Source organism: Candidatus Njordibacter sp. Uisw_039, assembly GCF_047730075.1.
In the GTDB taxonomy this organism is placed as follows: domain Bacteria; phylum Pseudomonadota; class Gammaproteobacteria; order Pseudomonadales; family Balneatricaceae; genus Njordibacter.
Map to the genome: position 1 here is coordinate 233092 of NZ_CP159831.1, position 26027 is coordinate 259118.

Sequence of the window (26027 nt, forward strand, 5' to 3'; positions counted from 1 at the left end):
CCTGTTTAGCTGTCGGCTGGGGTGCCGGTAATACGAATGCCGGCCCCATCTATTTTATAATTTCCATTAATAAAAATAAGCAGGGAGGTGAGTGCTTCTGCGACTGCTGAATTGTCAATGCGGCCACCATGCCATGCTTTCATGCCGGCGTCATTGGCTAACTCAACCACTTGACCCCGGGCTTCTTTGTCATTGCCACACACCAGTATGTCACAATCTATATTATGGTCTAAATCGGCGAGATGGGTCGCTGCTACATTTTGAAAGGCAGAAACAACCTTTACTGACTCGCCCAAGTTTGCCTGCAGAGCTTTGGCAACAGACCCACCTTCAGGAAGTTGTACCGTACGCACTTTCGGGGGCTTCAGGGGCACCGTAACGTCAATTAAAACCTTTCCTGTTAGGTGATCTCGAACTGAGTCAATGGTGGCAGCATGACTGGCATAAGGTACGGTAATAACTACCAATTCAGCGTCAGATGCAGCTTTTTCATTACTTGTGCCAGTAATTTTTTGGCTAACTTGTTGACTGAGTTTAGCTGCTACTTCTGTGGCACGCTCACTGTCTCTAGAACCTAACGTGACATGATGGCCAGCTTGAGCCCAGCGAAGGGCTAAACCTGAACCTAGAGCCCCAGTACCACCTAATATGGCGATGTGCTTGTGTTGTGATTTTGTCATGGTTTAGTGCTCCTGTTAGCTTTGACTTGGACGGATTGCATAGCAAGCGCGGCCAGTAACCACCTCCTCTTGCTCTTGGTTGCGTACTATAACCTCAACAAAACCTACAGTACGACCTGACCGTGTGACTTTTGCTGTTGCAGTTAGAGTATCTGAGACGGCTAACCTCAAAAAATCGGTACTAAAATTGAGTGTTAGTATGGGGCCCTTAGCCACTAGCATTAGTGCGTAGCAACCAGCAATATCCACCAATGAAGCCAATACACCACCATGCCATTGGCCAGTACTGGGCTGACGTTCAAATTGTGGGCACATGGACACCTGCAACTTAAGTTCAAGCTTTTCGTTATCAACCCGTAACACTTCTGGCTTAAATAGCTGATGAAATAAAGACTGATCAATACGGTATTGAATGTCTGCTACGCTCAAATGATTGTGATCCTTCATTTGCTATACCGTCTGCATACGTTGTAAAGCCGGTAAGATTTCTTCAGCAAATTTAGCCACGTAATCCATGCGTTCTTCCTCAGGCATTACCAAGGCCACAATGATGTGGTTGGTGCCTGCGGCAACATATTCGCTCAGGCTTTCAATAATTTTATCCGCTGGGCCGTAAGCACAATATTTGTCAACAATTTTTTCAAAAGGCATGTTGAAACGATAGCTCAATTGTTCGATTGCTCGATTACGGGCTTCTTGAGCATCGTCATGCATGCTAACGTACATGAAGGTGGTGAAGGCAAAATCATCATCTAGTTCACGGCCGATGTCGGCAGCAAAATCTTTTACTTTGGTAATAGACTCAGCTACTTGATCTGCCGTGTACATGTATGGCTGCCAACCATTGCCGTATTTTGCGGCCCGCTTCATGGCTGGGTCGCTACGGCCACAAACCCAAAGGGGTGGCCCACCGGTTTGATGTGGTGGCGGTAGCATATCTACATCTTTTAATTGAAAGATTCTTCCATCGTAGTCGAAACGCTCACCAGACCAGTACTTACGCATAATCTCAATGCCTTCATTGGCCCTTACACCACGCTCATTCATGGGCACGCCACAGGCTTCAAATTCACGGGGGTAGTCCCCGCCGATGCCCACCGATGCAATCAGACGGCCTTTAGATAAAATGTCAATTGAAGTCAATTCTTTAGCCATCATCGTTGGATGACGTAACGGCAGGATTAATGTAGATGGCAGTAGTTTTATCTTTTTGGTGACAGCGGCGGCGTAAGCTAACACGGTCACTGTATCTAAAATGGGTCGGAAAAAAAGGATATGCTCGCCTGTAGTCAGAATGTCGAAGCCGTGATCCTCTACCTGGGTAATTTGTTCAGGTTCCCACACATCACCATCGATATGAAATCCAATTTGTATATTGGCCATAGTTTTGACTCCAGCAATTATTGTACGCTTAGCGTACCTTGTTGTTTAACAATTCCCCAAACTAAATCCTCTAGGTCGCCGCGTTTGACTTTGCCAATGGGCGAAAGAGGAATAGCCTCGATATGGATAATCAATTCTGGCCATTTAGCTTTGTCTAGTCCAATGCTTTGGCAATGGGAACGCAAAGATTCTAGTGTAGTATCTGCAGTAGCTACCACTACAGCAGCTAGACGTGAGCCTAATCGTTCATCGGGATAACCAATAATACAAACATCCGTGACTTGGTCATGGCCAAGCAGTACATTTTCTATTTCTAAAGGGGAAATGTTTTCGCCTCCACGCAGAATAATGTCCCGAGCGCGGCCAATCATTTTAATATACCCATCATCACGCTGATCACAAGCATCACCAGTTTCGTACCAACCATCGGCGTGCAATCGTTGGTCTGGATCGCCGCTCCAATACCCTCGCATCATTTGCTGCGGGTTATGCAGTTGTAATTCGCCATCAATGACCCTTGTTTGCGTACCTGGCATAGAAATACCATCCGTATTGAGGCGTTTCTCTAAATCAGCATCCAGTGGCACAGCAGTGACAGCACCAGCTTCTGAAGTGCCAAAATAAGACCATACTTGGCAGTGTGGCAGGGCATCCAACCCGCGACGGACGAGCGATCTAGGCACAGGGGCACCCGCAGAAGGGAAAAACCGGAGGCTTTTAAATTGCGCAGGCCCATGCTTCTCAACATAAGTTACGGTGTCTACTAAATATGGCGTTGGAGCGACTGTGAACACACACTGATAGCGATCAACAAGTTCTGCGGCGACTTCAATGTTCCAGCGTGGAATCAAAACCATGATGGAGTTCAGCATCAAGCACATGCGTACGCCGAATAATAATGAGACTGCATGTCCCACCGGGGAGGTAACCAAGATTGGATCCTCTTGAGTCAGTTCAAAATGTTCAGCAAATACACGTGTTTGGCGTTCCCAGCTTGCTCCTGTGTGCATTGCTGCCTTAGGCGTACCTGTAGTGCCTGAAGTACAGGCTAGCCAGGCTACTTGATCAGCACTGCGAGGCACTGGTTCCTGCGGACCTATGGGGGCCGTTTCGTGCTCGCGAAAGCGGCGGTCTCCTAGTTGGTCAAAGACAGAATTATCACCTACTAAATGTTCTGTAAGTACCACTACTTGAGCATCTAATACCTCTGCTAGCCCAGTAATACTGGTGCCTGAAGACCAGGGTAGGTTTACTAAAATTGCGCCGCAGAGTCGCACTGCAAGGTAATCAACCACAAACTCAATCACGTTAGGGCGTGCAACAATAACGCGACTCCCAGACGTAACACCCTGGGCAATAAACTGCCCCGCCCTTAACCGAGTTTGATGAATCAGTTCGGCACAGGTAATTGTTCGATCAGGTTCTACTACCGCTAAAGATTTGGGATCTCTTTGTTGCAGTCGAGACCACTCTTCAGCCCCATAGTCTAAGTCTGAATGGTGTGGCTGAGAGTTGTTTTTATTAGCCATGATCCACTCCTAAATTTTCTTTAATTTAACGACCAAGGCAGCGACGTCATCATCAGATAGGCCATCGAACCAAGTTTCATCGATCTGTAGGCGATCAACATAGCCTCCAAAACGTTTTTTCAACGCTGCTGGCAGCTCTTCAGGTGTGGCGATAACAGCGTAAGATTGTAACATTTCATCAGAAACTAAATTTCCCATCTCCTCCCACTTGTGCTCTCGCGCCATGGCAATAAAATCAGAAAGGTTAACGTCCCAACCATGTAGGTCGAGCATTTTCTCGTATTCAGGTGTAGATGCATAAAATGCGACGCGTTGTTTAAGGCCTGCACGAACTCGCTCTAATCCTTCTTCTGTGTTGGCGCAACCAATGAAGCCATAGCTACCTAAATCTAGGTCAGCTAATGTGCGACCTGCTCTTGCTGCACCTATTTTTAGGTTGGGGAGCATCACTTGTTCGAACCACTTATCGGTAATGGGGTCACCTGGCAAATGCCCATCCGCCAGTTCTCCACAGAGTTGACACATAAGCCTGTTAATTGCTGCCAAATAGATTGGTGGCCGCTTCACGTCTAATGGCCCTGGGTTGTAATAAGGGATCATTAGGTCATGTTTGTAATATTCACCTTGATAGTTAAGGCGAGTGCCGTCTTGCCAACAATCCCAAATGGCATGCAGAGCTTTAATGTAGTCACGCATACGTTTAACTGGAGGCAAGTGTTCCATGCCAAAGCGGCGGGTTAAATGAGCTTTTATTTGGGTGCCAATACCGAGTTGGAAGCGCCCTTTGGACATAGATTGTATAGCCCAAGCATCGTAAGCTGTGGCCATTGGACTGCGGGGAAAGGCCACAAAGACGCCCGTTAGTAGGTTGATTTTATCGGTGGTCATTGCGCCTGCCACAGCTGATAAAGTAGGTGGCACGGTTAATTCCAATAAAGTGGTACCGTCATATCCCAGCTTTTCTGCTCGCTCAATAGCAGTTGGCATTTCTTCAAGTTTTTTTGGTCGAACCATTGAATATACACGCACGATTTAGCCCTCTTTAGGTGTGTTTTTATAGTGCTTGTCGACAAAATCCGACGAATATTTCCCACTTTTAAAATCTAATTCTACTGCTGAAGATGCTCTTTCTGCTGGTGGGCCATAGCCCCCAGCCCCAGGAGTTTCGACAACTATCCGTGTATCCACGGGCACCGTAACCCGGTTTGGCTTATCGTCCAAACGACGCTCCCCGTCGCAGTCGCGGACAAGAAATCGTCCAGACGCGCCGTCTTCGCCGCCAAATAAACCCCATGGCTGATAACGAAACCGTTCTCCAGCACCGTTAAAATCGCACTCGTGGTCAACTGGCGTAAGTACTCTGCGAATACCCATGCCCCCTCGGTACTGGCCTGCACCACCAGAATTACCGACTAAACTGTATTCCTCTACGCGTAATGGATATTCCTGTTCAATGGCTTCCACAGGCAAGTTAGAGGTATTTGTGATGCCTACTTGCACACCGTCTTTACCATCTTTTGTGGCTCTTGCACCCATGCCGCCGCCTAAAGTCTCAAGGTATAGATAAGGTTTGTTGCTACGTGGGTCTATGCCTGAAAATACAGCAGTGGTGTTAGCGCCATTGGCGGCGGCAATCACTTTATCTGGGAGTGCTTTAGATAGCGCACCTAGGACTATGTCAATTGCCCGTTGGCAGGTGTGAGCTCTTGCTGCCACTGGTGCAGGGTAGACCGAGTTTAAAATGGTCCCAGGCTCAACACTGATGTCGACTACATCTAATACGCCCTGATTACTGGGCACGTCGGAATCGAGCACGGCGATCAAGGCATAACAAACACTCGCTTGAACCGCGTTCATAGTGGTGTTTATATTGCCTCGAACTTGTTTACTGGTACCCTCAAAGTCGAGGTGAATATGGTCATCATTTACAGTTAACTTGAGGCACAACGGAATATCAAAAGTGTTGATGCCGTCGCCGTCCATAAAATCACTGAATTCGTAACTGCCGTCAGGAATAGCCTTAATGGCAGCACGCATACGTATGGAAGTGCGACTTATAATATTATCAAAGGCAGTTAGTACAGTGCTAAGTCCATGGGATTCTACAACTTCTGCAAAGCGCCTGGAGCCTAGTTTGCAGGATGCTATTTGTGCGTTATGGTCACCTCGACGCTCTTCCTCTACACGAACGTTAAGTAGTAATAAATCCATAATGTCAGTTTGGAGTTCACCACGGTCAAATAACTTGATGGCTGGTATTCTCAAGCCTTCCTGGTATATCTCAGACATACCTCCAGCCATCGAGCCGTGAACCATGCCACCTACATCGGCGTGATGGGCAATGTTGCATACGAAGCCTACTAATTCATCTTTTGCAAATAACGGCATGGCGTAATTGATGTCTGGTAAATGAGAGCCCCCCGCTGTATGTGGGTCGTTGGCAATGAATATATCGCCTTCATTAATATTGGCGCCATACTTCTCTAACACACAAGTTGTTAACCCGCCCATGGATGCGATATGTATTGGTAAGGTCAGAGCAGCCTGAACGACTAAGCGACCCTGTTTGTCTAGAATGGCTATAGAGTGGTCTTTGCGCTCTTTTATGTTAGTAGAGTAGGCTGAACGCATTAGCGCAATAAAACATTCGTCGGCAATGGACCGAAGGCCATTAGCAATGATTTCGAGTCGAATAGGGTCTAATTGATCGGCTGAGTTACTCATGCTGAAAGCTCCGTATTAATAGTGACGATTAAATGTCCGTCTGGTGTGACTTCGGCAATGTCATTTGGGTAAATGGGGGTCGTGGTATCTAGTTGCTCGATAATTGCTGGCCCATATATCCGTTGGCCACTTAACAAGGTACTGCGGTCGTATAAGTTGGTGGTAACTGAATGTTCATCGTCAAAAAAAACGGGCTGCTGTGCTCTGGCTATAGGGGCAGGAGGGGTGATTGATGCTGCACTACGATTTTCAAATACATGCAGACGGGCACTAGCTGATAGGCGTACGTTGACTATTTCGATTGGTGCTTCGGTACTGGCATAGCCATAGGCGAGCTCATGCACTTCACAGAATTTAGCATGCAAAAATTCCATGCTTGGTAGGTCTGATTCTATGAGTCGAGAGCCAGCCGCGACGGCAACAGCTAATTCGAAGTTCTGGCCCACATATCGTGCGTCTGCAACTAACTCAACTCGGCGGCCATCTGTGGGAGCGTTTTCAGACTCAAACCATGACTGGGCTTTAGCATTAAGTTCTTGTAATAGACTAGCTAAGAGGCTGGAGTTACTCGCACCTAACTTGAAACGTGTACTCGAGACAAAGTCTTCCTTTAAATCTGATACCAGTAATCCTTGAGCACAGACTATACCTGGAGCTGCAGGTATAACCATTTCTTTCATGCCAAGTGCCACTGCAACATCACGCGCTTGTAACGGGCCTGCGCCACCAAATGGCATCAAAACAAAGTCCCTTGGATCGTGTCCACGCTCCACAGAAATAATGCGAATGGTACGCACCATATTGGCGACCACAATACCCAATACGCCGTGTGCTGTTTTTTCAACACTAAAATTTAACTGATCAGCTAGTGGTTGATAAGCAGCACGAGATAAAGCCTCATCAAGCCCCATATCCCCATCTAACAGTCCACGGGTGGATAAGCGGCCTAACACCAAGTTCGCATCAGTAACCGTTGGTTGATCGCCGCCTGCGCCATAGCAGGCAGGACCAGGTACGGCTCCAGCACTTATAGGGCCAACTTTAATAAGACCATCACGATCAAACCAGGCGATAGAACCACCGCCTGCACCAACGGTTTCAACATCTACACAAGGCATGCGGATGGGGAAGCCCGCTACGTCTCGGTTGAAAGCGAGGTCAACTTTAAAGTCACGTATCAAAGCTACATCAGCACTGGTACCACCCATATCTAAGGTAATAATGTTTCGTCTATTGGTTTGGCTAGCGGCGTGCCCAGCTCCTACTGCGCCAGCAGCTGGGCCAGATAGGGCAGTTCGTATTGGGAACTTTCTAGAACGTTTGGGCGACATTAAGCCCCCACTTGACTGATTGATTCCCAAACTAGCGCCAGGAGCAGCTGCCTCTACACCTTGTTCTAAAGTATGAATATACTGGCTTAGTACAGGTTGTAAATATGCGTTTAAAACAGTGGTAGAGAATCGTTCGTATTCACGAAATTCTGGCTGCACCTCTGAAGACAGTGATACTGAGATTTGAGGGGCTCTGGCATGTAATGCAGCGGCAAATTGTTGCTCATGTACAGGGTTTCGAAAGCCAAACAAAAAACCTACTGCACAAGCTTTGGCTTTAGACGCAATAACTGCGTCAACTGCGGCATCTATCTCTGCTAAAGTGGGCTCATTAACAATTTCACCTAAAGCACCGATACGCTCATTGAGTTCAATTCGATGCTCTCTATCAACTAGTGGAGCAGGGTGATCAATTTGTAAATCGTACATATGAGGCCTTGTTTGGCGCCCAATTTCTAACAAATCCCGAAACCCTTTTGTTGTCACTAATGCTACACGACTGCCCGTGCGCTGAATAAGGGCGTTGGTGCCTACAGTTGTACCATGGGATATCCGTTCGATTTCTTGCATGGGTATGTTGTGTTTTTTACACAGTGCATCTAGGCCATTTAAGATTGCATCGGCGGGGTTGGCAGGCGTTGACGAAGTCTTACCTACATGTATAGCACCAGATGTGCTGTTGGCAGCGTAGAAATCTGTGAATGTACCACCTACATCTACTCCGATAGTCCAACCCATAACCCACCTCTCCCATGGCTCCCTACAAAAAATAAAGCCAAATATTTATTGTCATAATATAGGGCATGGTCAGTAATGCCCTGCTGTATCGCAAACCAGCTTAAGAATTGCAGAACAGCTAATAGGTAGTATACGCCCCACTTTTGAGTTGTCAACGCCTCTGATTTGCTACCCTCGGGGTGCAATAGTGAGCAAATTCGGTTAAGCTCGCCACGTCTAAAATAAGATGATTTGACCGAAAGTGTGAAGATAGAAGTTAAAGGAAAAAGTTAAATAATATGATTAAGAACACCAAGCCTAGAGACTTTAGCAACTTATGGAGTCGGCCAGGCCATTTAATTCGTCGTTTACATCAAATACATGTAGCTATATTTTTGGAAGAGTGCGAGGAATTTAACCTTACCCCTGTGCAGTTTGGTGTGCTAACGGTTTTGTATGATCAAGAGGTTCTAGATCAGGTGACCATCGCCAACCAATTGGGAGTGGATCGTAACACTGCGGCTGATGTGATTCGGCGTTTAGAGCGTCGTGGGCTTTTGGAACGCCCCGTAAGTGTGGTGGATAAGCGAGCAAAACTGGCGTGTATTAACGCTGCAGGGCGGGAGCTTGTAGATGCAGTTCAACCCCATATGATCCGAGCACAGGAGCGCCTAGCAGGGGCCTTAGACGATGATGAATTGAATAACGTTATGGAACTCATGGGTAAGCTGATACTAAGTAACAACGAGGGTAGTCGTGCGCGTTGGAAACTGACTGGCGAGAAAAAATAGTAATTGAACAAACAACAAGATGATCGTTAACCGCTGCACAAATTGAAACGGTCAGAGCCAGAGCTTAGCGGTTTTCGCAACCGGAACAACTATGGTCCCTTAACTTGGTATCTATAGCACTTAGGGCTTGAGCCTTAGTGGCGAAAATATGGCGTTTACCGATAGTGTTTAATTGGCCGTTACGAATAATGGGTTTAATGACCCGGCCGTTAAGATTGCAGAGATACAATCCACCACCTATAGCGGCTAGCCGCCTAGCCTCATTGGCTAACAATTCGGTACCTGCCAGGTCGATAAAATTAATGCCGCTAGCGACGATAAGCACGTGCTTCTGTGGTATCGCCATCAACGCCGTCTGTACATAATCCACTGCACCAAAAAACAGTGCTCCATCAATGCGAATTATTTTGATGGCTTCGCATTCAGGTAGGCCAGAACGCTCTGCACCCACTAGCTTTTTAGCACCACTGCTGCTGGCCAAAGCCGTTATATTGGGTTTGGATGTTCGGCGTAAATAAAGTACTAAAGATAAAAGCACACCTAAATAGATGGCGAATTCCATAGGTAGCAATAGGGTAGCGGCAAAAGTTATATTAAATACCATCGCTTCGTTTTTGCCGGCACGATAGATTAGTTTTATGTGGTGCCAGTCGATTAGGCTCCATGCCACTATCAGTAATATAGCGGCCATGCTGGGTAAGGTGATATAGGCAGCTAAGGGCGCAAACAGCAACACAATTAGCGCTAAGAATATGGCTGCAAATAGTGCTGCTAACGGACTAGTAGCACCTGCTTCGTAGTTCACGCCAGTACGAGTAAATGAACCTGAGGTGGCATAACTAGAAGAGAAACTGCCTAAAATATTAGACAGGGCTTGACCAATAAATTCTTGGTTACCGTGGATGCGTTGGCCCGAACGAGTGGCTACAGATCGAGCAATTGATACGGCCTCCACTAACCCTAATAAACCTAAAGCCATAGCGCCTGGTGCCAGTTGTCGTAATAAGTCCCAGGTCATGAGTGGGGCTGATAACGGCGGTAATTGGGACGGGATTTGTCCCACTAAGGCTATTTGACTGGCGTCTAACCAAGTGGTTAATTGCAAACCCTGGGTAGCTAGGCTTCCAACTACCATGGCAATCAACATATTAGGCCACTTTTTACGCCAGCGTTTGATAATGATAAGGGTGGATAAGGTGAGTCCTGCAATGACTAAGCTAGGTAGGTGTGTGGCCAAGATGTTGTCTGCCACAGCCATCCAGTTAAGAATGAAATTACCGCTAGAATGAAGCTCTAGGCCCAGCGCATTTTTAATCTGACTGGTGGCTATCACTACTGCTGCGCCAGAGGTAAACCCAACCACTACTGAATGGGACACGAAGTTAACCAACGACCCCATACGAGCCAGAGATAGCATGAGCTGAAATAGGCCAGCCATGAGGGTTAAGGTGAGCACAAGGCTTATATAGGCGGCTGAACCCACCTGGGCCAATGGGCTGATGGTGGTAAAAACAACAATAGAAAGAGCAGCTGTTGGGCCAGAAATAAGATGCCAAGAAGAGCCAAACAAAGCGGCGACGATGGCGGGAACTATAGCAGCGTAGAGGCCATATTCTGGAGGCAGGCCTGCAATTAAAGCATAAGCCACGCCCTGTGGAAGAACTATGATGGCCCCCGTAAGCCCAGCCACAGCATCTTGTCGCGCACTGGCTGCGGTAGTTTGTTTAGCCCAGCTTAGAAAAGGCAAAAACTTTAACAAATAAGCCAGTGCTGCCGACGACATACATTACCTAATAAAATTGTACTTATTGCCCTATTGTAATGTATTTTGTCGTGGTCAGAGGTATTTAAAACTGGCGAGCACGGGCATATTTAGTATTTCCCACTGTTATTAGCGTCATGTCTGTCGCAGAGTTCTAAGGGGGGGAGATGTGACCACTGTGCGGTTAAACCACCAGCCAGAGATGCCAATTAACAGCATGCCAGCAAAGGGGGTTAGCAACCATAGGGGCCAGTGAAATTGAAACGGCATTTGGAACAACTGGTTTTGCAAAACAGCAACTAAAGCTTCTGCACTAATTCCTGCAATGAGCCCTGCTAAAAAGCCAAGGCTAGCGTACTCTACTAACAAGATACTGCGTATAAGGGATTTGCTTGCCCCTAAGGTTCGTAGGATGGCACTTTCGTGTCGGCGCTCATCTATGCTTGCCTGTATGCTGGCCACCAAAACTAATATGCCAGCGCCTAAAACCATCACTAAGATACTCTCCACGGCAAGGGAAAGTTGAGCCACTACGCGCTGTACTTGTTGCAAAATTTGGTCCACATCAAGCATAGAAATAGTGGGCTGTTCTCGTAATAACGGGCCGAGTTTGCTGCGGTCCTCTGGGGCAATATAAACACTCGCCATATAGCTTGCGCTGTTAGCCTCTACCAAAGGCTGTGAGAAGACATAAAAAAAGTTGGGCTGCATGCTGCTCCAATCTACTTCTCTGCTGTTACTGAAGAAGGCTTTATGTTGGATGCCTGCAACGTTAAAGGTAAGGACTTGGCCAAGTGTTAAACCCATACGCTGTGCGTAGTCCGATTCTATAGATACTTCAAGCTGGCCAGCACTAGTATCGCCCCACCATTGACCTTCACTGACGCTGTTGCCTACGGGTAAAGCTTGGCTCCAGGTGAGGTTAAGTTCTCTGTCTCCACGGGGGCTATCTATCTTGGGTTCAGTAAGTCGAGCTCTGGCAATAGGAAAAAACGTTAATGCTTGTGTAGCTAATCCTTGTTGTTCCATCGACGTTATTAAAGACTCACGTTCTTGTTGGTAAATATTGAATAAAAACAGGTTGGGCGTATCTTGTTTTAATTGTTGCTGCCAATCATCAATGAGAAAGCTGCGTACGGAAATTAAACTAAATAGCAGCATTAATGCCAACCCAAAAATAGCCACTTGCAGGCTGTTTTGGTGTTTTCTACGAGCTAAATTGGCGACACCTATCTTGCCACCTTGGCTTAGGTGAGGTCGCAATTTACTACCTGATTTGATGAGTAGGTTAGCAAGAAGTGCAAGAAGTATCAGTATGATGGCCACACCAACGATAAGCGCAGAGGTGATTAATAAGGATTGGCTGTGCCAGTACACTAAAACGATCACTGCACTAAAACCAATAGATATGTGGCCTTTGTTAGTTTTACTTTGGCTTGAAGACTGGCGCAACACTTCCGCAGGAGCTACTTTGGCTAGGGCCATCATGGGAGGTAATACAAAGGCTAATAAGCATAATGTACCCGTTCCTGCCCCTAGAACAAAAGGTGAAAGGGGCGGTATCATTGATGATGATTGAATATAATCAGTGACTAACAGTAACAAGCCCTGGTACAACCCCCAAGCTAGAGGAAGGCTGATTAATAGGGCGATCAATGCCAATAGTATCATTTGCCCTAAGTACAAAAGCCGCAATTGTTTGGGTTTAAGGCCAAGGCATTTAAGCAAGGCCACGTGTTTACCCTGACGTAGGCTATAGCGGCGTGCGGAAAGAGACAGGGCTACACCGGCAAGCACCACCGCAAGCGACCCTGCTAGCAATAAAAATTGTTCTGCTTTGTCTAGTGTGGCTGCAACGTTTGCATTACCGTCTTTTGGAAATTGCCACTTTTGGCCAGCAGTGAGCAGAGGAGTGATGCTTAGTTTGAGGCTGGTTAATGCCTTTTCTTTACCCGCTAGTAGCCATCGGTGTTTGACTCTACTGCCTGTTTGTACTGCCTCGGTTGCCGCAAGGTCAGCTAAATGAATCATGGCACTGGGGGCGAAGCTTGCAAAACCGCTCGCTTGGTCTGGTTCAGAAATGAGTATTCGGCTAATTTTTAGGCTCAGTTGTCCTACATCGATGGTGTCGTTTAATGTGGCATTAAGGCTAGCTAATAAGCGTGAATCAGGCCATATTTCGCCCTGTCTGGGGCCGTGCTTTATGACTTCGCCTACATCAAAAGCTGCACCACTCACGGTGATTTCACCCCGCAATGGGTAATTTTTTGAGACTGCTTTAATACTGGCTAACTGCATACCTTGTTCAGCAAATACCATAGCTTGGAATTGACTCAGCTGTGCTTGTTGCAGGGATAGATTTCGAGCTTTTGTTAGCCAAGGTTCAGGCACAGGTTGGCTGCTATTAAGGCGCAAGTCTGCGGCGATGAGGTCGGCCCCCTGCGCGACCATAGATTGCTTAACTTGGTGAGTAAATAGGCTAATGCTGGTGACGCTGGTAATGGCTAGAACCAATGCTACAAACAGCAAAGAAAGCTCCCCACCACGCCAATCTCGCCATGCTAAGCGTGCGGCTAGTTTAAACATCATTGAGTTCCGTAAGTTGTCCAGCGCTAAGAGATAATCTGCGCTGGCAACGTTGTGCTAGTTGTAGATTGTGGGTGACTAATACCAGCGTGGTATGATGTTGTTGGTTAAGTTCAAACAACAGTTCGATAATATGGTGACCTGTCTCTGTGTCTAAATTGCCTGTAGGCTCATCAGCAAATAAGATAGGTGCTTGGGCTGCAAAGGCGCGGGCAATAGCGACTCGTTGTTGTTCGCCACCGGAGAGTTGATTGGGGTAATGGTGCCCCCGCTGAGCAAGCCCAACATGGTTTAAATATTGCTCTGCTAGCACACTGGCATTACTGCTGCCTTTCACTTCTAAGGGCAGCATGATGTTCTCTAGGGCCGTTAGGCTAGGCAGCAGTTGAAAATTCTGGAATATAAACGCCACCTGATGTTTGCGTAGTTCTGCACGGCCTTCTTCATCTAGCTGCGTGAGGTCTTTATGGGCTAAAAATAGCTGACCATGGCTGGGGCTGTCTAAGCCTGCCATCATGCCTAATAGAGTCGTTTTACCAGAGCCAGAAGCGCCAACTATGGCCACAGATTGGCCAGCTTCTATGGTAAAATTAACATCTTGTAATATGTGTAAGTCGTTAGCTTGAGTGGCCTGCGGATTAGCTACAATTTGGCTGACGTTTCGGGCAGCCAAAAAGGGCGTGGAATAAGACATAGTGGACAACTCAATAAATTCTAACGGGTGCCTATTATGGCGTCTTGTGGATCAGTAAGGAAAGGGTATGAGTCAGTTTTTCAAAATATTTACATTTTACTTTGTCAGTATATCTGGTCTTTTGTGGGTGCCAGCGTCTTGGGCTAAAGAGCAGACCTTATTAGTCATGGGAGATAGTTTGAGTGCTGGTTATGGTATGTCTTTAGAGCAGGCATGGCCAGCCTTATTGCAGGACAAATTACTTGCCAGCGCAACTGATAACAAGTGGCAGGTGATCAATGCCAGTGTGAGTGGTGAAACGACTCAGGGTGGTGTGCGCCGACTGCCTGCGTTGCTAGATCAGTTTCAGCCGCAGTGGGTGTTATTAGAGCTAGGTGCTAACGATGGTTTGCGAGGTTACCCTATCGCGAATATCACTACTAATTTAGCCACCATGATTAAACAAAGCCAAGCGGCTGGGGCTCAGGTTGTGGTCATGGGCATTCAGTTGCCACCCAACTATGGCGCACGTTATACGGAACCTTTTTTTGCTCAATATAAAACTCTTTCAGAACAATATAGCACAGCTCTAGTGCCTTTTATCTTAGAAAATATTGCAGTTCATAGTGATTTGATGCAGGCAGATGGTTTGCACCCAACACCTGCAGCACAGCCCACTATTGTTGATAACATATGGCGTAATTTAGCTACGTTTTGGATGCCTTAAAACAACAAAACCCACACTAGGTGGGTTTTGGGCGATGTCGAAAAATGGGTTAACTCAGTATTAAAACGCGTAAGCACCTTCGCCATTCGAGTCCATGCCGACACTCATTGCAGCTTTAAGCTTTTTCATGGCGTTCTTTTCAAGCTGGCGGATACGCTCAGCAGACACTTGGTATTGATCTGCTAAATTATGTAAAGTAGCCTTAGAATGGCTCAACCAACGCTGCTGCAAAATATCACGGCTGCGAGGGTCTAAATCCCCCATGGCACTTGCTAAACGGGTATTTGAGTCCTGTTCCCAATCACTGGCTTCTAACTGTCGGGCAGGGTCGCCAGAGTGATCTTCCAAATAATAAGCTGGTGCTTGGTATGCGCTATCTTCGTCACCCTCTGGTGCGTCAAATGGCGTATCGTGAGCAGACATTCGGCCTTCCATTTGCATTACAACTTTGGCATCAACGCCTAGGTCTGCAGCCATAGATTGCACTTCAGCATGGGTTAACCAGGCCAGTTTCTTCTTGGAACTACGCAAGTTGAAAAACAACTTACGCTGGCTCTTGGTAGTTGCCACTTTAACAATGCGCCAGTTACGCAAGATGTATTCGTGCATTTCGGCTTTAATCCAGTGCACTGCAAAAGAAACCAAACGTACACCCACTTCTGGGTTAAAGCGTTTTACGGCTTTCATCAAGCCAGCATTACCTTCTTGTACTAGGTCAGCTATAGGCAGGCCGTAACCAGAATAGCTTTTGGCAATATGCGCCACAAAACGTAGGTGAGACATAACCAGTTGGCGGGCTGCATCTAAGTCGTTTTCATAGTACAGACGTTCAGCCAGAGCACGCTCTTCTTCAACTGTAAGAATGGGGATAGTGCTGATAGTTTGTAGGTAAGCCTCGTGACTTTGTCCTGGTGCTAATGCATCAATGGCTAATAATGACTTGGTCATAACAATCTCCGTAGTCTTTGAGTCCGCTCTTAAATGTTATTTAAGTAAGGCCTATTTTTAGCCATTTTTTGGGACTATTGCCGCAATTCCGTGTGTTATATGATTTACATCAACACTCACTAATGTTTTGTTTTAGTTTGCAGCGGCATAATTATGGAGAGTATTTTAGGGCGCAAACGCGGACAGTGCAAGGATTAGACTCGGTTTTTCTTCGTAAAGCCTTGTAAAGTCATAATTACGCCTTATTTAGGCTCGATAAGCCGTAATTGACGCCCCACAGTTAAGCTTGCCCCCAACACCGATAGTCCGCAGCTGGCAATGACTAGAATAAAACTACCAAACCAACTTAATCCTTCTAGTTGCCAATCACTTTGGTAGCTTTGCGCCAATGATAGTAGTGGTGGATGTAAATAGGTTACTCCCAGTTGGAGGATAACCCAAGCAATAATGGCAGCAAACAGCCCGGCCCAAAATCCGGCATACAAAAATGGACGGCGTAAATAGGCATCTGTACCGCCCACTAGTTTAATAACCAAAATTTCTTGTTTTCGGTTTTCAATTTGTAAACGCACAGTATTGCCCACCACAAGCAGTACTCCTAGGGCTAATAACAGCGCTAAGCTGTAGGTAAAACGTTCACTTGTCGCTAAGAGGGCCTGTAGGCGATCTAACCACGCCATGTCTACTAATACTTGATCAATCTGGTCTTGTTGTCGTAATTGCTGGGCAAGTATGGCAATAGCTTCGGGGCCCAAGGATGTGTTTGCAGGTTCTATAAGTATAGTTGCAGGCAAGGGATTATCAGTGAGGCTTGCTAATATATCTTCTAGACCACTGCTGGCTTTAAAGTTTATTAACGCTTGCTTGGCAGAGATGTACGTCGCCTGAGCAATGTCTGGTCTTGAGGCCAATTGATTAGTGATCAACTGGCCTTGTTCTTGGTTGACATAAGGCGCCAAAAATATGCTTATGTGGCTGCTTTGATTAACCTGCTGACCCAGATGTTGAGCCTGGCTCAGGAGTAACAGTAACGCTGCTGGTAGCGCCAAAGCTATGGCTAGTGTTAGCCAAGTTAATAGGTTGGCCAACGGAGTCTGCCAGAGCCGATGCCAACTACTGCTGGCCACTTCTTTGTGTTCTCTGAGCCAACGTTTGCTGGAGCTTTCGGGTTGCGAACGGCTGGCGTTTTGGGCTGGACGATTTTTTAAAAACGCCATGATTACTGTCTCATCAGTGAAGGTGGCCCACTAATTCGGCCTTGATTTAGCTGAATTACTGGGTGTGGTAAGCGCTGGATAAGTTCTAAGTCGTGGCTGGCAATGAGCACGCTTACGCCCACTTGATTGAATTGTTGAAACAAGCGCATAATTTCAGCGGACAGGGCAGGGTCTAAGTTACCTGTAGGTTCGTCGGCCAAAATAAGCTTGGGTTTGTTTACAATGGCGCGAGCTATACCAATTCGTTGTTGTTCACCACTAGACAGAACCTGCGGCGATAGTTTTTCTTTATCCAGCAGGCCCACTTTGTCCAACGCAGCTCTAACACGCCGGCCAGAATCTCGTTCATTGTAGCCGCTAATTTTAAGGGGTAGCGCCACGTTATCAAATACAGAGTAATCCAAAAGTAACTGATGATCCTGGAATACAAGGCCAATTTTCCGCCGGTGTGCTGGAACCTGCGCGCGGTTAAGTTGGCTTAAATCTTGACGGTCAACAATGACTTTGCCGCTTGTTGGACGTTCCATGAGCATGATTAGCTTTAATAGCGTGCTTTTTCCAGCCCCAGAGTGGCCAGTTAAAAAAGCCATATCACCGCGCTGTAAATGAAAGTTTGTCCTCACTAACGCATGCTTATCGTGATACTTTTTGCTCACCTGCTCAAAACGAATCATGGGATAGTGTCTTGCTTTAGGTTAGTTTCACTAAACAATGCGTCAATAAATTCATTAGCTTCAAACGGTCGTAGGTCGTCTACCTGCTCACCCACCCCAATAAAACGAATAGGTAATTGTAGCTGTTGCGCCATGGCAAAAATAACCCCACCTTTAGCAGTGCCATCGAGTTTAGTGAGGGTGATTCCTGTTACACCCACAGCAGCACCAAAGAGACTGGCTTGGCTTAGGGCATTCTGGCCGGTACCAGCGTCGAGGACTAACATGACTTCATGGGGAGCGTTAACATCAAGCTTTTGCATCACCCGCACAACCTTGCTCAATTCATCCATGAGATGAGTTTTGTTTTGTAAACGGCCAGCGGTATCCGCAATCACCACATCAATACCTTTAGCTTGGGCGGACTGCACTGCATCAAAGATTACCGAGGCGCTATCAGCTCCGGTGTGCTGGGCAACAACTGGCACATTGTTGCGTGCGCCCCATTCCTGCAACTGCTCAACGGCAGCGGCACGGAAAGTATCGCCAGCCGCCAGTAACACAGACTTTCCTTGGCTTTGAAAGCGCTTGCTCAACTTACCAATGGTGGTGGTTTTACCTGCACCATTGACGCCAACCATAAGGATGACAAAGGGACTATCTTGTTGAGGTATTTCTAGAGCCACTTGGCTACCTTGTAGCAATGCTGCAAGCTCGTCTTTTAGGGCTCTATAAAGTGCTGGAGGGTCTTTTAAATCTTTACGAGCCACTTGGTCGCTGAGCTTTTTAAGAAGACTTGCGGTGGCTTCTATACCCACGTCTGCAACTAATAGTTGGGTTTCTAGTTCTTCAAACAAGTCGTCATCGATTTGTTTGGCACCTAAAAACAGGTTGGAAAGACCGTCACCTAAGTTGCCCCGGGTGCGGCTGAGGCCGCTTTTTATTCGATCAAAAAAGCCCACTTTTGGCTGAAGTTCTGGCGTAGCGGTGGCTAGCTCCGGTTGAGCAGTTGGCATCGATAAAGAGTCAGGATCAGCAGCCTGAGCTGTATCTTGCAAAGTCGCAATGGGGTTTTCTGCTACAGGGTTGTCTGTTTGCCCTGTAGTGTTTTTGTTTTTGCCAAATAAATTAAACAGGGCCATGATGTCTGGGGTGTCTCGGTATATGCATAGTGAAGAATATTGATGAAGTTAAATTTTAGCATAGCTTTACTTGGGCATGCTTCTTTTATGTACTGATTGCCTTAGAATAGGAGGCATCGCTTATTCCGCACATTGTTATCTTTAGGCACGCTTATGGCCCGTAAACCGAGTTCAAAACCCTCACGTTCTTCCCCCTGGCCTCGTTCTGCCTGTACAGGGCTGAAGTCAGGCAAAGTTGTTGAAATTGGTCAGGCTGGCCGCCAAAGCTTGCGTATTATTGGTGGTGAGTGGCGTGGACGTAAAATTCCATTTGCCACGGTAGCAGGCTTGCGCCCAACCCAAGACAGGGTGCGAGAGACCCTATTTAACTGGGTTGCTGGCCCTATACCGGGAGCCACTTGCCTAGATTTATTTGCGGGCACAGGTGCATTAGGTTTAGAGGCTTTGTCCCGTGGTGCGAAACAAGTCAACTTTGTTGATCTGTCAGTTATAGCTACCAGTACCCTCAATGACAACTTGAAACTTTTACCTATGGCAGAAGGTCAGGTGGCCAAAGTGGAACAAATGAGCAGTTTTGATTGGATAAGAAATTATAACGCGCTTTCAACGACGTCTGCAAAGATGAAACCCTATGATCTAGTGTTCTTAGACCCGCCTTTTGCCTTAGCTTTGATGCAAGATATGCTTACGGCATTGTTCAATAGCCAATGTTTAGCTACTAAGGCCATGATTTATGTGGAACAGGCACAGCCTCTTGCAGATTTGATATTGCCAGAAGGTTGGAAGTTGCATCGCAGTAAAAAAGCTGGCCAAGTGTTTTATGGTCTGATTGGTCGTTAAGTTTTACTAGCGCTGGAAGTCGTAAACGCTACCCAAACGCAAGATCTGCGTTAGCTCATCAAGGGCGCTATGGCTTTCGGTGAGTAATTGCGGGTCAGCTAAATCGGCTTCTGAAAGAAGGTCACGGTAGTGCTTTTCTGTCCACTCCATCAAGCGAGGGAACAAAATACTGTTCATGATGCAAGCAGGATTAACCGCGTCTTGTTCCGCCTCGTTAAGTACTACACGCAGGCGCAGGCATGCAGGGCCGCCACCATTGCTCATGCTTTGCTTTAGGTCAAATACCAAAACTTCATCTATAGCACTGTCACTGGCAATGAGCTGATCTAAGTAAGCCGAAACATTGGCGTTTTCACGACATTCTTGTGGAACTACGATGCCCATTTTGCCATCATTTAGATGTGGAAGACTCAACAGTTGGCTGTTAAACAAGTAGCTCTTTACGGCGTCTTGTACAGTCACTTGGTTAGCTGGTACTTCGATAAAATGCATCTCTCCATTGCCCATATTAGACATAGCTTGCTGCAAGTTATGGTTAACTTCTTGAGTGTTGAGGAAGGCGAGCTGGTGATAGAAAGACACGTTACCATTGCCAACAGCGATCACGTCATTGTGGAATACTCCAGCGTCAATCACCTCTGGATTTTGTTGGGCGAACACCACTTGCTCATTTTTTAAACCGTGTAAACGTGCTACAGCTTGAGACGCTTCTAAGCTCTGACGAGCAGGGTACTTTGCCGGTTTAGGGGCTTGGCCGTTAAAGGCGTGCTGACCATAAACAAAAAACTCTACTCCCGCCTTACCATACTCTTGGCAAAAACGAGTGTGATTGGCAGCACCCTCGTCGCCAAAGTGATCAGAAGAGGGCAGTGCCTGATGATGAGCAAAATGCTCTGGGTTGGCGAAGGTAGCTTGTAAAATACGCCCCGTGGTTTGATGTTCAATTGAGCGGTGAAAACGGTTAACCAGGTTTGCAGGCGTAAAGTGTAAACGGCCGTCACTAGAATCTGAACTGGGGGAAACAGTAGCGGCGTTGGCCGTCCACATGCTTGATGCAGAATAACAGGAGGCTAGAATCGCAGGATCTTTTTTTGCTGTCTGTTCAATGACTTGGCTATCGTTGCCAGTAAATCCAAGGCGACGCAAGGTATACAGATCTGGACGAGACTGTGGCGCTAATACGCCTTGGATCATACCCATATCATGCAACGATTTCATCTTCTGCAAGCCTTGTTGTGCAGCCTGCTTAGGATTGGATGGACGCGCAGAGTTGCTGCTAGAAGCCATATTACCGTATGACAATCCACCGTAGTTGTGAGTTGGTCCTACGAGGCCATCAAAGTTTGCTTCGCGAGCATCAATAGCTGTTTCCATTATCTACTCCTTAAAGGTCTAAGCCAGGGCTTAATTGCGCTGGCATGGTTAAGGTGTCAGCTTCGATGGAGGCTACTGGGTAGGCGCAATAATCCGCCGCATAAAAGGCGCTAGCACGATGGTTGCCACTTGCACCTACGCCACCAAACGGAGCTGCACCGCTGGCACCGGTAATTTGTTTGTTCCAGTTGACGATTCCCGCACGGATGCGAGGCAGGAAGTAATCGTATTCGTCACGGGAGTCACTTAATAAACCAGCCGATAAACCAAAACTTGTGTTGTTAGCCATCTGGATGGCTTGGTCGAAATCTTGGTATCGTACTAGTGTGAGAAGTGGTCCAAAGTACTCTTGGTCTGGTAAATCCTTAGCATTGGTCACGTCTATCAAAGCTGGGCTTAATAGGCCTGTTCCTGCTGCGAGTAGCTCCATAGTGACCAGAGACTTAGCACCTTGGTTGATTAAATATTGCTGTGCAGTTAGCAATTGCTGTGCTGCAGCAAATGAGATCACAGAACCCATAAACGGTGCTGGTTCGGCATCATAAAAACCAACACGGATTTTGCCAATAGCGGTGACTAGCATCTCCACTAAGTGATCGCCTTCTGCACCTTTAGGAACATACAAGCGACGGGCACAGGTGCAGCGTTGGCCAGCAGAGATGTAGGCTGATTGAATAATTTCATGCACTGCAGCGCGTGGGTCTGCTACTTGGCTCACGATCAATGGGTTGTTGCCACCCATTTCTAGCGCCAAAATTTTGTCTGGACGTCCAGCGTATTGCTTATGCAACAACGTGCCTGTGCTAGAACTACCGGTGAAGAATAAGCCGTCAATACCCTTGTGGTTGGCTAGTGCGATACCGGTTTCACGGGCACCTTGAACTAGGTTAATCACACCTGCAGGTAGGCCAGCGTCTAACCAACATTTAACAGTTAGCTCAGCCACCATAGGTGTTTGTTCACTAGGCTTAAATACCACAGTGTTGCCCGCCAAAAGGGCTGGAACAATGTGACCGTTTGGCAAGTGACCGGGAAAGTTGTAGGGGCCAAATACAGCCACAACACCATGGGGGCGATGGCGTAACCATGCTTGAGTGCCTGCTGGTGCTGGTTTACTGACGACACCTGTACGTTCTTCGTAGGCTTTGGCTGATAGGTCAATTTTGCCAGCCATAGCGCCAGCTTCGGTGCGTGTTTCCCACAACGGCTTGCCCGTTTCTTGAGCGATAGCAATGGCGATTTGTTCGGCCTTTGCTTGCAATTGTGTTTGAAAGGCTTTGACCATAGCATGGCGGTCTTCGTAGCTGCTTAAAGACCATGTAGGGAAGGCTGAGCGAGCAGCCGTGATGGCTTCGTCTACTTGTTGAGCATCAGCACCTTGGCCTTGCCAAAGGAGGTCATTATTAGCAGGATTAACCGAATCGAAAGTGGGACCATTACCTTTCAACCACTGGTTGTTAATTAGATGAGTCATAACTATTCCTTATTCTTTAGAGGCGTGGCACAAATAGTGGCACTGCCCGGACTGGTTCGCCGGCAGTGATTTGCAGAGCCTTGGCTAATTCTGTACTAATACACAAAGGGCCGGATTCTGGGGTGTTGATATAGGTAATAGTGCAGCGGTAGCTGATGAGGCTTGTGTTACTTACAAGATAAGGTGTTTCGCCTGCAGGCACATTGTCTTCAACGGTAACTGTGTAATGTCTACTATCCCGTACGGCACGAATGTCTTGTACTTGTGTTTCTAGGGTAGGGCCAGCATCAAAAATATCCACGTAACCTTGATAGCGGAAACCCTCGTCCTCCAGCATTTTACGGGCCGGCTGGGTGCTGGGGTGTACCTCACCAATCACATCTCGAACACTCTGGGGTAATAAATTAATGTACAGGGGATGACGAGGCATGAGTTCGGCAATAAATTCTTTTTTGCCTAAACCGGTTAAGCGGTCTGCATCGGCAAACGGCATATCGAAGAAATGAGCTCCTAAACCATCCCAGAAAGGGGATTGGCCATTGGCATCGGATACTCCACGCATCTCAGCAATAATCTTGCTTTCAAAACGTTCTGGAAATTCGGCCAAGAAGAGGAAGCGGCTCTTCGATAATAAGTTGCCATTTTTGCTGTGACGGTAGTCAGGGTCTAAAAATAAGGTGCAGACTTCGGCGCAAGCTGTTTGGTCATTGCTTAAATACAAGGTGGGGAAAGTGTTATGCACACTTAGTTCCCGGCTAGAATGCACTAAGGTGCCAATACGGTAGCTGTACCAAGGGCTGGATAAACCAATGGTGGATTCAATACCACAAATACCCACAACTTGTGATGTTTGAGTGTCTTCTAGCCCAAACACATAGCTTTGTTCGCTATTAAGGTCCACTTGACCACTAAAGGCAGATAATGAAGCTGCAATTTTGCTGACAATACGGTCTGGATCGGCTGGCAATGAAGTAAAACCAACACCAGCTTTATGGGCCAAGTCCAATAAGGCGTTAGCATCGGTCTCCACTAAGGGACGGATTATCATCATTTGGGGCCTCCAGAAGGTTTTCTAACGAAATTTTGATGCTGCAAATAGTACCTTTGTTGGGACACAAACTCTTTTGCATCTGCACTTCTGGATTTAGGTATAGAGACTTATTTGGTTTGTGGTTTGCCGGAAATTGCAGACCGCTTACCTCATTATAATTGGCAATAGGTTAATGTGTTGCCAGCAGCCACTTGTAAACCTTCTAATTGAGCTTCACTGAGCACTAGTGATAGGCCTTGTTTGCGGGCAATAATACAACGGAAGTCGTGACAGCTGTTGTTGCACACCAGTACACGTTTCCCATGTAAGACTTCATCACCCATTAATACTTGGGTCTGTTCCGCGTGTCGGATAGCACGGATATGACGGGTACGCACTTCTAGAATAGGGCCAGCATCAAAAATATCTACATGGCCTTCGAAGTGCAAACCCTCATGTTCAAGGATATTTACGATGTCTTCTACGCCTTCATGGTGCTCACCAATGACGGCTTGTGCTTTGTCACTTAACAAGGGCACATAAAGTGGATAGCGCGGCATTAGGTTGGCAATAAAATGCCTATGGCTAGAGGTTGTTAGTAAATCAGCTTCGGCAAAATCCATGGTAAAAAAGTGCCTACCTACGGACTCCCAAAAGGGTGATATACCTTCATCGTCAATCACACCCTTCATTTCAGCAATGGTTGTGGCTGCAAAACGTTCTGGAAAGCAGGCCATGAATAGCAAGCGAGATTTGGACAGTAGCTGATCGTAAAAGTCACAGCGATAATCAGGTTCTAAATAAAACGAACTCAGGCGTGACGCGCCCGTGTAATCGTGGTTCATATGTAAGGCAGGGATACGATTATTGATTTTTAAATCAATAGAGGAATGGGTCACCTGGTCAACACGATAGCTATAGTAAGGCTGGCTTAAACCCACGGTTGCATCCACTGTGCAGGTGCCTACTAAGCGGTCAGCAAGAGTGTCTTCCATGACAAAGGTGTAGGCCTCTTCACCCGCATGGTCGACGCTGGAAGCAAAGGATAGTTCACTGTGATTTATCTTTTGAGCTAGCTGTGTTGGGTGGTTAGGCAAGTTAGTATGGCCCACCCCTGTCGCTGCAGCAAAGTTATTAAAGGCTTCACTATCATCATTTTTGATAGGCCGAACGATTAACATGATTGATGCTCCATACCTTTGCGCTGCAACCACGATAGGTCTTTACTTTGTGCTAAACGCAATAAAATTAATGCACTCAATTGTGATCTAGTGGTTAAACTGGATAAGTGCATATATTCATCGGCACTATGAATATTGCCGCCTTGCACACCCAAAGTATCAATGTTAGGTAAGCCTGCAGCAGCCATATTGTTACCATCACAACAGCCGCCCGTGGGTAAAAATTCTAAGCTTAGGCCAAGGCTTTTGCCACAAGATTGCACCAATTTGCAAAGTTCTTGGTTAGCGGGGCTTAAAACCTTAGGTTGACGACCAAAACCACCATGTAACTCAATATTAATCCCATCAGTGGTATTAATATTAGCCACTATTTTGGCTATTTGGTCTTCGCACCAGGCTTGTTGTTCACTGTGTTCAATACGAATATTAAAGCGCATAGTGCAGGTATCTGGGACAATATTTACGGCCCCTCCACCTTGTACAAAACCTGGGTTAATAGTGATGCCCTTTTGTTGGCCGTTAAGGTTGTCTATGGCACAGGTAAAATCGGCCATTGCACGAATTGCGTTGCGGCCTAGGTGATGCTCACGACCGGCATGGGTGGCCTTGCCTCGTGTTACCACAGCAAAGTTACCACTGCCTTTGCGAGCACCTGCTAGGTTACCATCGGCAAATGAAGGTTCATAAATTAAACCTAAGTGATGGCGCTGGGCAATTTCTGGGAACAATTTGCTAGAGCTAGGCGAACCAATTTCTTCATCAGGGTTAAATAAGATTTCCCAGCCCAGTTGATCTTGTAATGGGCTGCGCTCAAAGGCTTCTAAGGCCTTAAACATGACCACAATACCACCTTTTAGGTCGGCAACGCCCGGCCCATTGATAATGTCGTCTTCCAGTTGAGTGATTTTCTGGAACGGATGATCGATAGGAAAAACCGTGTCCATATGAGCGCAAAAAAACACCTGTGTGGGTGCTTCAGGGCGCTTAAATAAACGTAACGCACGGCCTAAAGGTTTTTGGTTAAGTTGGCCAAGATCGTCTACCACATCTTGTGCAGGCATATCGATAAATTCCAATTCACAGTCCAGTTTTTTGCTCCACTGAGCTAAGGTATCTGCCACCTTGTTAACGCCAGTCACATTGTAGCTGCCCGAGTTAATTTCGGCCAAGGCCCAAAGGTCTTGTTGCATAATGTGCTGCTGCGTAGCAATCCATTCAAGGGTCTGTGTTTCCAATTCATTGTTTACAGTCAAATCACTCATGAT

Annotated in this window: 22 protein-coding genes; 3 read left to right on the forward strand and 19 right to left on the reverse strand. The window is 46.8% G+C overall.

Annotated elements, in window-relative coordinates; all coding sequences use genetic code 11:
• Nucleotides 1–5: 5 nt before the first annotated feature.
• The 7 genes from npdG to ABXT70_RS01135 are packed head-to-tail and all read right to left on the reverse strand — an operon-like array spanning nucleotide 6 to nucleotide 8385.
• The gene (gene npdG / locus ABXT70_RS01105; RefSeq protein ID WP_443641341.1) at nucleotides 6–680 is read right to left on the reverse strand and encodes an NADPH-dependent F420 reductase; all 675 of its coding nucleotides are present in this window, start codon (nucleotides 678–680) and stop codon (nucleotides 6–8) included.
• Nucleotides 681–695: 15 nt separating this feature from the next.
• Nucleotides 696–1127: a PaaI family thioesterase gene (locus ABXT70_RS01110; protein WP_443641342.1), complete on the reverse strand. Its 432-nt coding sequence runs from the start codon at nucleotides 1125–1127 to the stop codon at nucleotides 696–698.
• A 3-nt stretch (nucleotides 1128–1130) separates the two neighbouring features.
• Nucleotides 1131–2063, reverse strand: coding sequence for an LLM class flavin-dependent oxidoreductase (locus ABXT70_RS01115; RefSeq protein WP_443641343.1), 933 nt, complete (start codon nucleotides 2061–2063; stop codon nucleotides 1131–1133).
• Between the two features lie 17 nt (nucleotides 2064–2080).
• Nucleotides 2081–3592 carry a class I adenylate-forming enzyme family protein gene (locus ABXT70_RS01120; protein ID WP_443641344.1) on the reverse strand — a complete coding sequence of 504 codons (1512 nt, stop codon included), beginning with the start codon at nucleotides 3590–3592 and terminating at the stop codon, nucleotides 2081–2083.
• Nucleotides 3593–3601: 9 nt separating this feature from the next.
• Nucleotides 3602–4621, reverse strand: a complete 1020-nt coding sequence (locus tag ABXT70_RS01125) for a TIGR03617 family F420-dependent LLM class oxidoreductase (RefSeq protein ID WP_443641345.1) — start codon at nucleotides 4619–4621, stop codon at nucleotides 3602–3604.
• A gap of 3 nt (nucleotides 4622–4624) precedes the next feature.
• Entirely contained in the window at nucleotides 4625–6316 is a 1692-nt protein-coding gene (locus tag ABXT70_RS01130) for a hydantoinase B/oxoprolinase family protein (RefSeq protein ID WP_443641346.1), read from the reverse strand.
• Nucleotides 6313–8385, reverse strand: coding sequence for a hydantoinase/oxoprolinase family protein (locus ABXT70_RS01135; RefSeq protein WP_443641347.1), 2073 nt, complete (start codon nucleotides 8383–8385; stop codon nucleotides 6313–6315). The genes ABXT70_RS01130 and ABXT70_RS01135 overlap by 4 nt, the downstream gene beginning before the upstream one ends.
• Nucleotides 8386–8663: 278 nt before the next feature.
• Between ABXT70_RS01135 and ABXT70_RS01140 the strand changes: the two genes are divergently transcribed.
• Nucleotides 8664–9155 carry a MarR family winged helix-turn-helix transcriptional regulator gene (locus tag ABXT70_RS01140; RefSeq protein WP_443641348.1) on the forward strand — a complete coding sequence of 164 codons (492 nt, stop codon included), beginning with the start codon at nucleotides 8664–8666 and terminating at the stop codon, nucleotides 9153–9155.
• 64 nt (nucleotides 9156–9219) lie between these two features.
• Here the strand turns inward: ABXT70_RS01140 and ABXT70_RS01145 are convergent, their stop codons facing one another.
• The 3 genes from ABXT70_RS01145 to ABXT70_RS01155 form a co-directional block, all read right to left on the reverse strand.
• Nucleotides 9220–10938 carry a SulP family inorganic anion transporter gene (locus ABXT70_RS01145; RefSeq protein WP_443641349.1) on the reverse strand — a complete coding sequence of 573 codons (1719 nt, stop codon included), beginning with the start codon at nucleotides 10936–10938 and terminating at the stop codon, nucleotides 9220–9222.
• 114 nt (nucleotides 10939–11052) lie between these two features.
• Entirely contained in the window at nucleotides 11053–13506 is a 2454-nt protein-coding gene (locus tag ABXT70_RS01150) for an ABC transporter permease (RefSeq protein WP_443641350.1), read from the reverse strand.
• Nucleotides 13496–14197, reverse strand: coding sequence for an ABC transporter ATP-binding protein (locus ABXT70_RS01155; RefSeq protein WP_443641351.1), 702 nt, complete (start codon nucleotides 14195–14197; stop codon nucleotides 13496–13498). Before ABXT70_RS01155 ends, ABXT70_RS01150 begins: the two co-directional genes overlap by 11 nt.
• Before the next feature lie 67 nt (nucleotides 14198–14264).
• Here ABXT70_RS01155 and ABXT70_RS01160 point away from each other — a divergent pair, with 67 nt between their 5' ends.
• Nucleotides 14265–14903: an arylesterase gene (locus ABXT70_RS01160; protein ID WP_443641352.1), complete on the forward strand. Its 639-nt coding sequence runs from the start codon at nucleotides 14265–14267 to the stop codon at nucleotides 14901–14903.
• 60 nt (nucleotides 14904–14963) lie between these two features.
• Here ABXT70_RS01160 and rpoH read toward each other — a convergent pair whose 3' ends face one another.
• The 4 genes from rpoH to ftsY all read right to left on the reverse strand — a co-directional run bounded on the left by rpoH (nucleotide 14964) and on the right by ftsY (nucleotide 18863).
• Nucleotides 14964–15851, reverse strand: a complete 888-nt coding sequence (gene rpoH, locus ABXT70_RS01165) for an RNA polymerase sigma factor RpoH (protein ID WP_443641353.1) — start codon at nucleotides 15849–15851, stop codon at nucleotides 14964–14966.
• 242 nt (nucleotides 15852–16093) lie between these two features.
• Nucleotides 16094–17068 (reverse strand): permease-like cell division protein FtsX, encoded by a 975-nt coding sequence (gene ftsX, locus ABXT70_RS01170; RefSeq protein ID WP_443641354.1) that lies wholly within the window; start codon nucleotides 17066–17068, stop codon nucleotides 16094–16096.
• A 2-nt stretch (nucleotides 17069–17070) separates the two neighbouring features.
• Complete coding sequence (ftsE, locus tag ABXT70_RS01175; RefSeq protein ID WP_443641355.1) at nucleotides 17071–17742, reverse strand: cell division ATP-binding protein FtsE; 672 nt, start codon at nucleotides 17740–17742, stop codon at nucleotides 17071–17073.
• Nucleotides 17739–18863 carry a signal recognition particle-docking protein FtsY gene (gene ftsY, locus ABXT70_RS01180; protein ID WP_443641356.1) on the reverse strand — a complete coding sequence of 375 codons (1125 nt, stop codon included), beginning with the start codon at nucleotides 18861–18863 and terminating at the stop codon, nucleotides 17739–17741. The genes ftsE and ftsY overlap by 4 nt, the downstream gene beginning before the upstream one ends.
• A 153-nt stretch (nucleotides 18864–19016) precedes the next feature.
• Here ftsY and rsmD point away from each other — a divergent pair, with 153 nt between their 5' ends.
• On the forward strand, nucleotides 19017–19703 hold the full coding sequence (gene rsmD / locus ABXT70_RS01185) for a 16S rRNA (guanine(966)-N(2))-methyltransferase RsmD (protein ID WP_443641357.1): 687 nt from the start codon (nucleotides 19017–19019) through the stop codon (nucleotides 19701–19703).
• Between the two features lie 6 nt (nucleotides 19704–19709).
• Here the strand turns inward: rsmD and astB are convergent, their stop codons facing one another.
• The 5 genes from astB to ABXT70_RS01210 form a co-directional block, all read right to left on the reverse strand.
• Nucleotides 19710–21077, reverse strand: a complete 1368-nt coding sequence (gene astB / locus ABXT70_RS01190; RefSeq protein ID WP_443641358.1) for an N-succinylarginine dihydrolase — start codon at nucleotides 21075–21077, stop codon at nucleotides 19710–19712.
• Nucleotides 21078–21087: 10 nt separating this feature from the next.
• Nucleotides 21088–22551 (reverse strand): succinylglutamate-semialdehyde dehydrogenase, encoded by a 1464-nt coding sequence (astD, locus tag ABXT70_RS01195; RefSeq protein ID WP_443641359.1) that lies wholly within the window; start codon nucleotides 22549–22551, stop codon nucleotides 21088–21090.
• Between the two features lie 16 nt (nucleotides 22552–22567).
• Complete coding sequence (gene astA, locus ABXT70_RS01200) at nucleotides 22568–23602, reverse strand: arginine N-succinyltransferase (protein WP_443641360.1); 1035 nt, start codon at nucleotides 23600–23602, stop codon at nucleotides 22568–22570.
• 152 nt (nucleotides 23603–23754) lie between these two features.
• Nucleotides 23755–24762 carry an arginine N-succinyltransferase gene (locus ABXT70_RS01205; RefSeq protein WP_443641361.1) on the reverse strand — a complete coding sequence of 336 codons (1008 nt, stop codon included), beginning with the start codon at nucleotides 24760–24762 and terminating at the stop codon, nucleotides 23755–23757.
• Nucleotides 24756–26024 carry a hydrolase gene (locus tag ABXT70_RS01210; protein ID WP_443641362.1) on the reverse strand — a complete coding sequence of 423 codons (1269 nt, stop codon included), beginning with the start codon at nucleotides 26022–26024 and terminating at the stop codon, nucleotides 24756–24758. Before ABXT70_RS01210 ends, ABXT70_RS01205 begins: the two co-directional genes overlap by 7 nt.
• Between the last annotated feature and the right edge of the window lie 3 nt (nucleotides 26025–26027).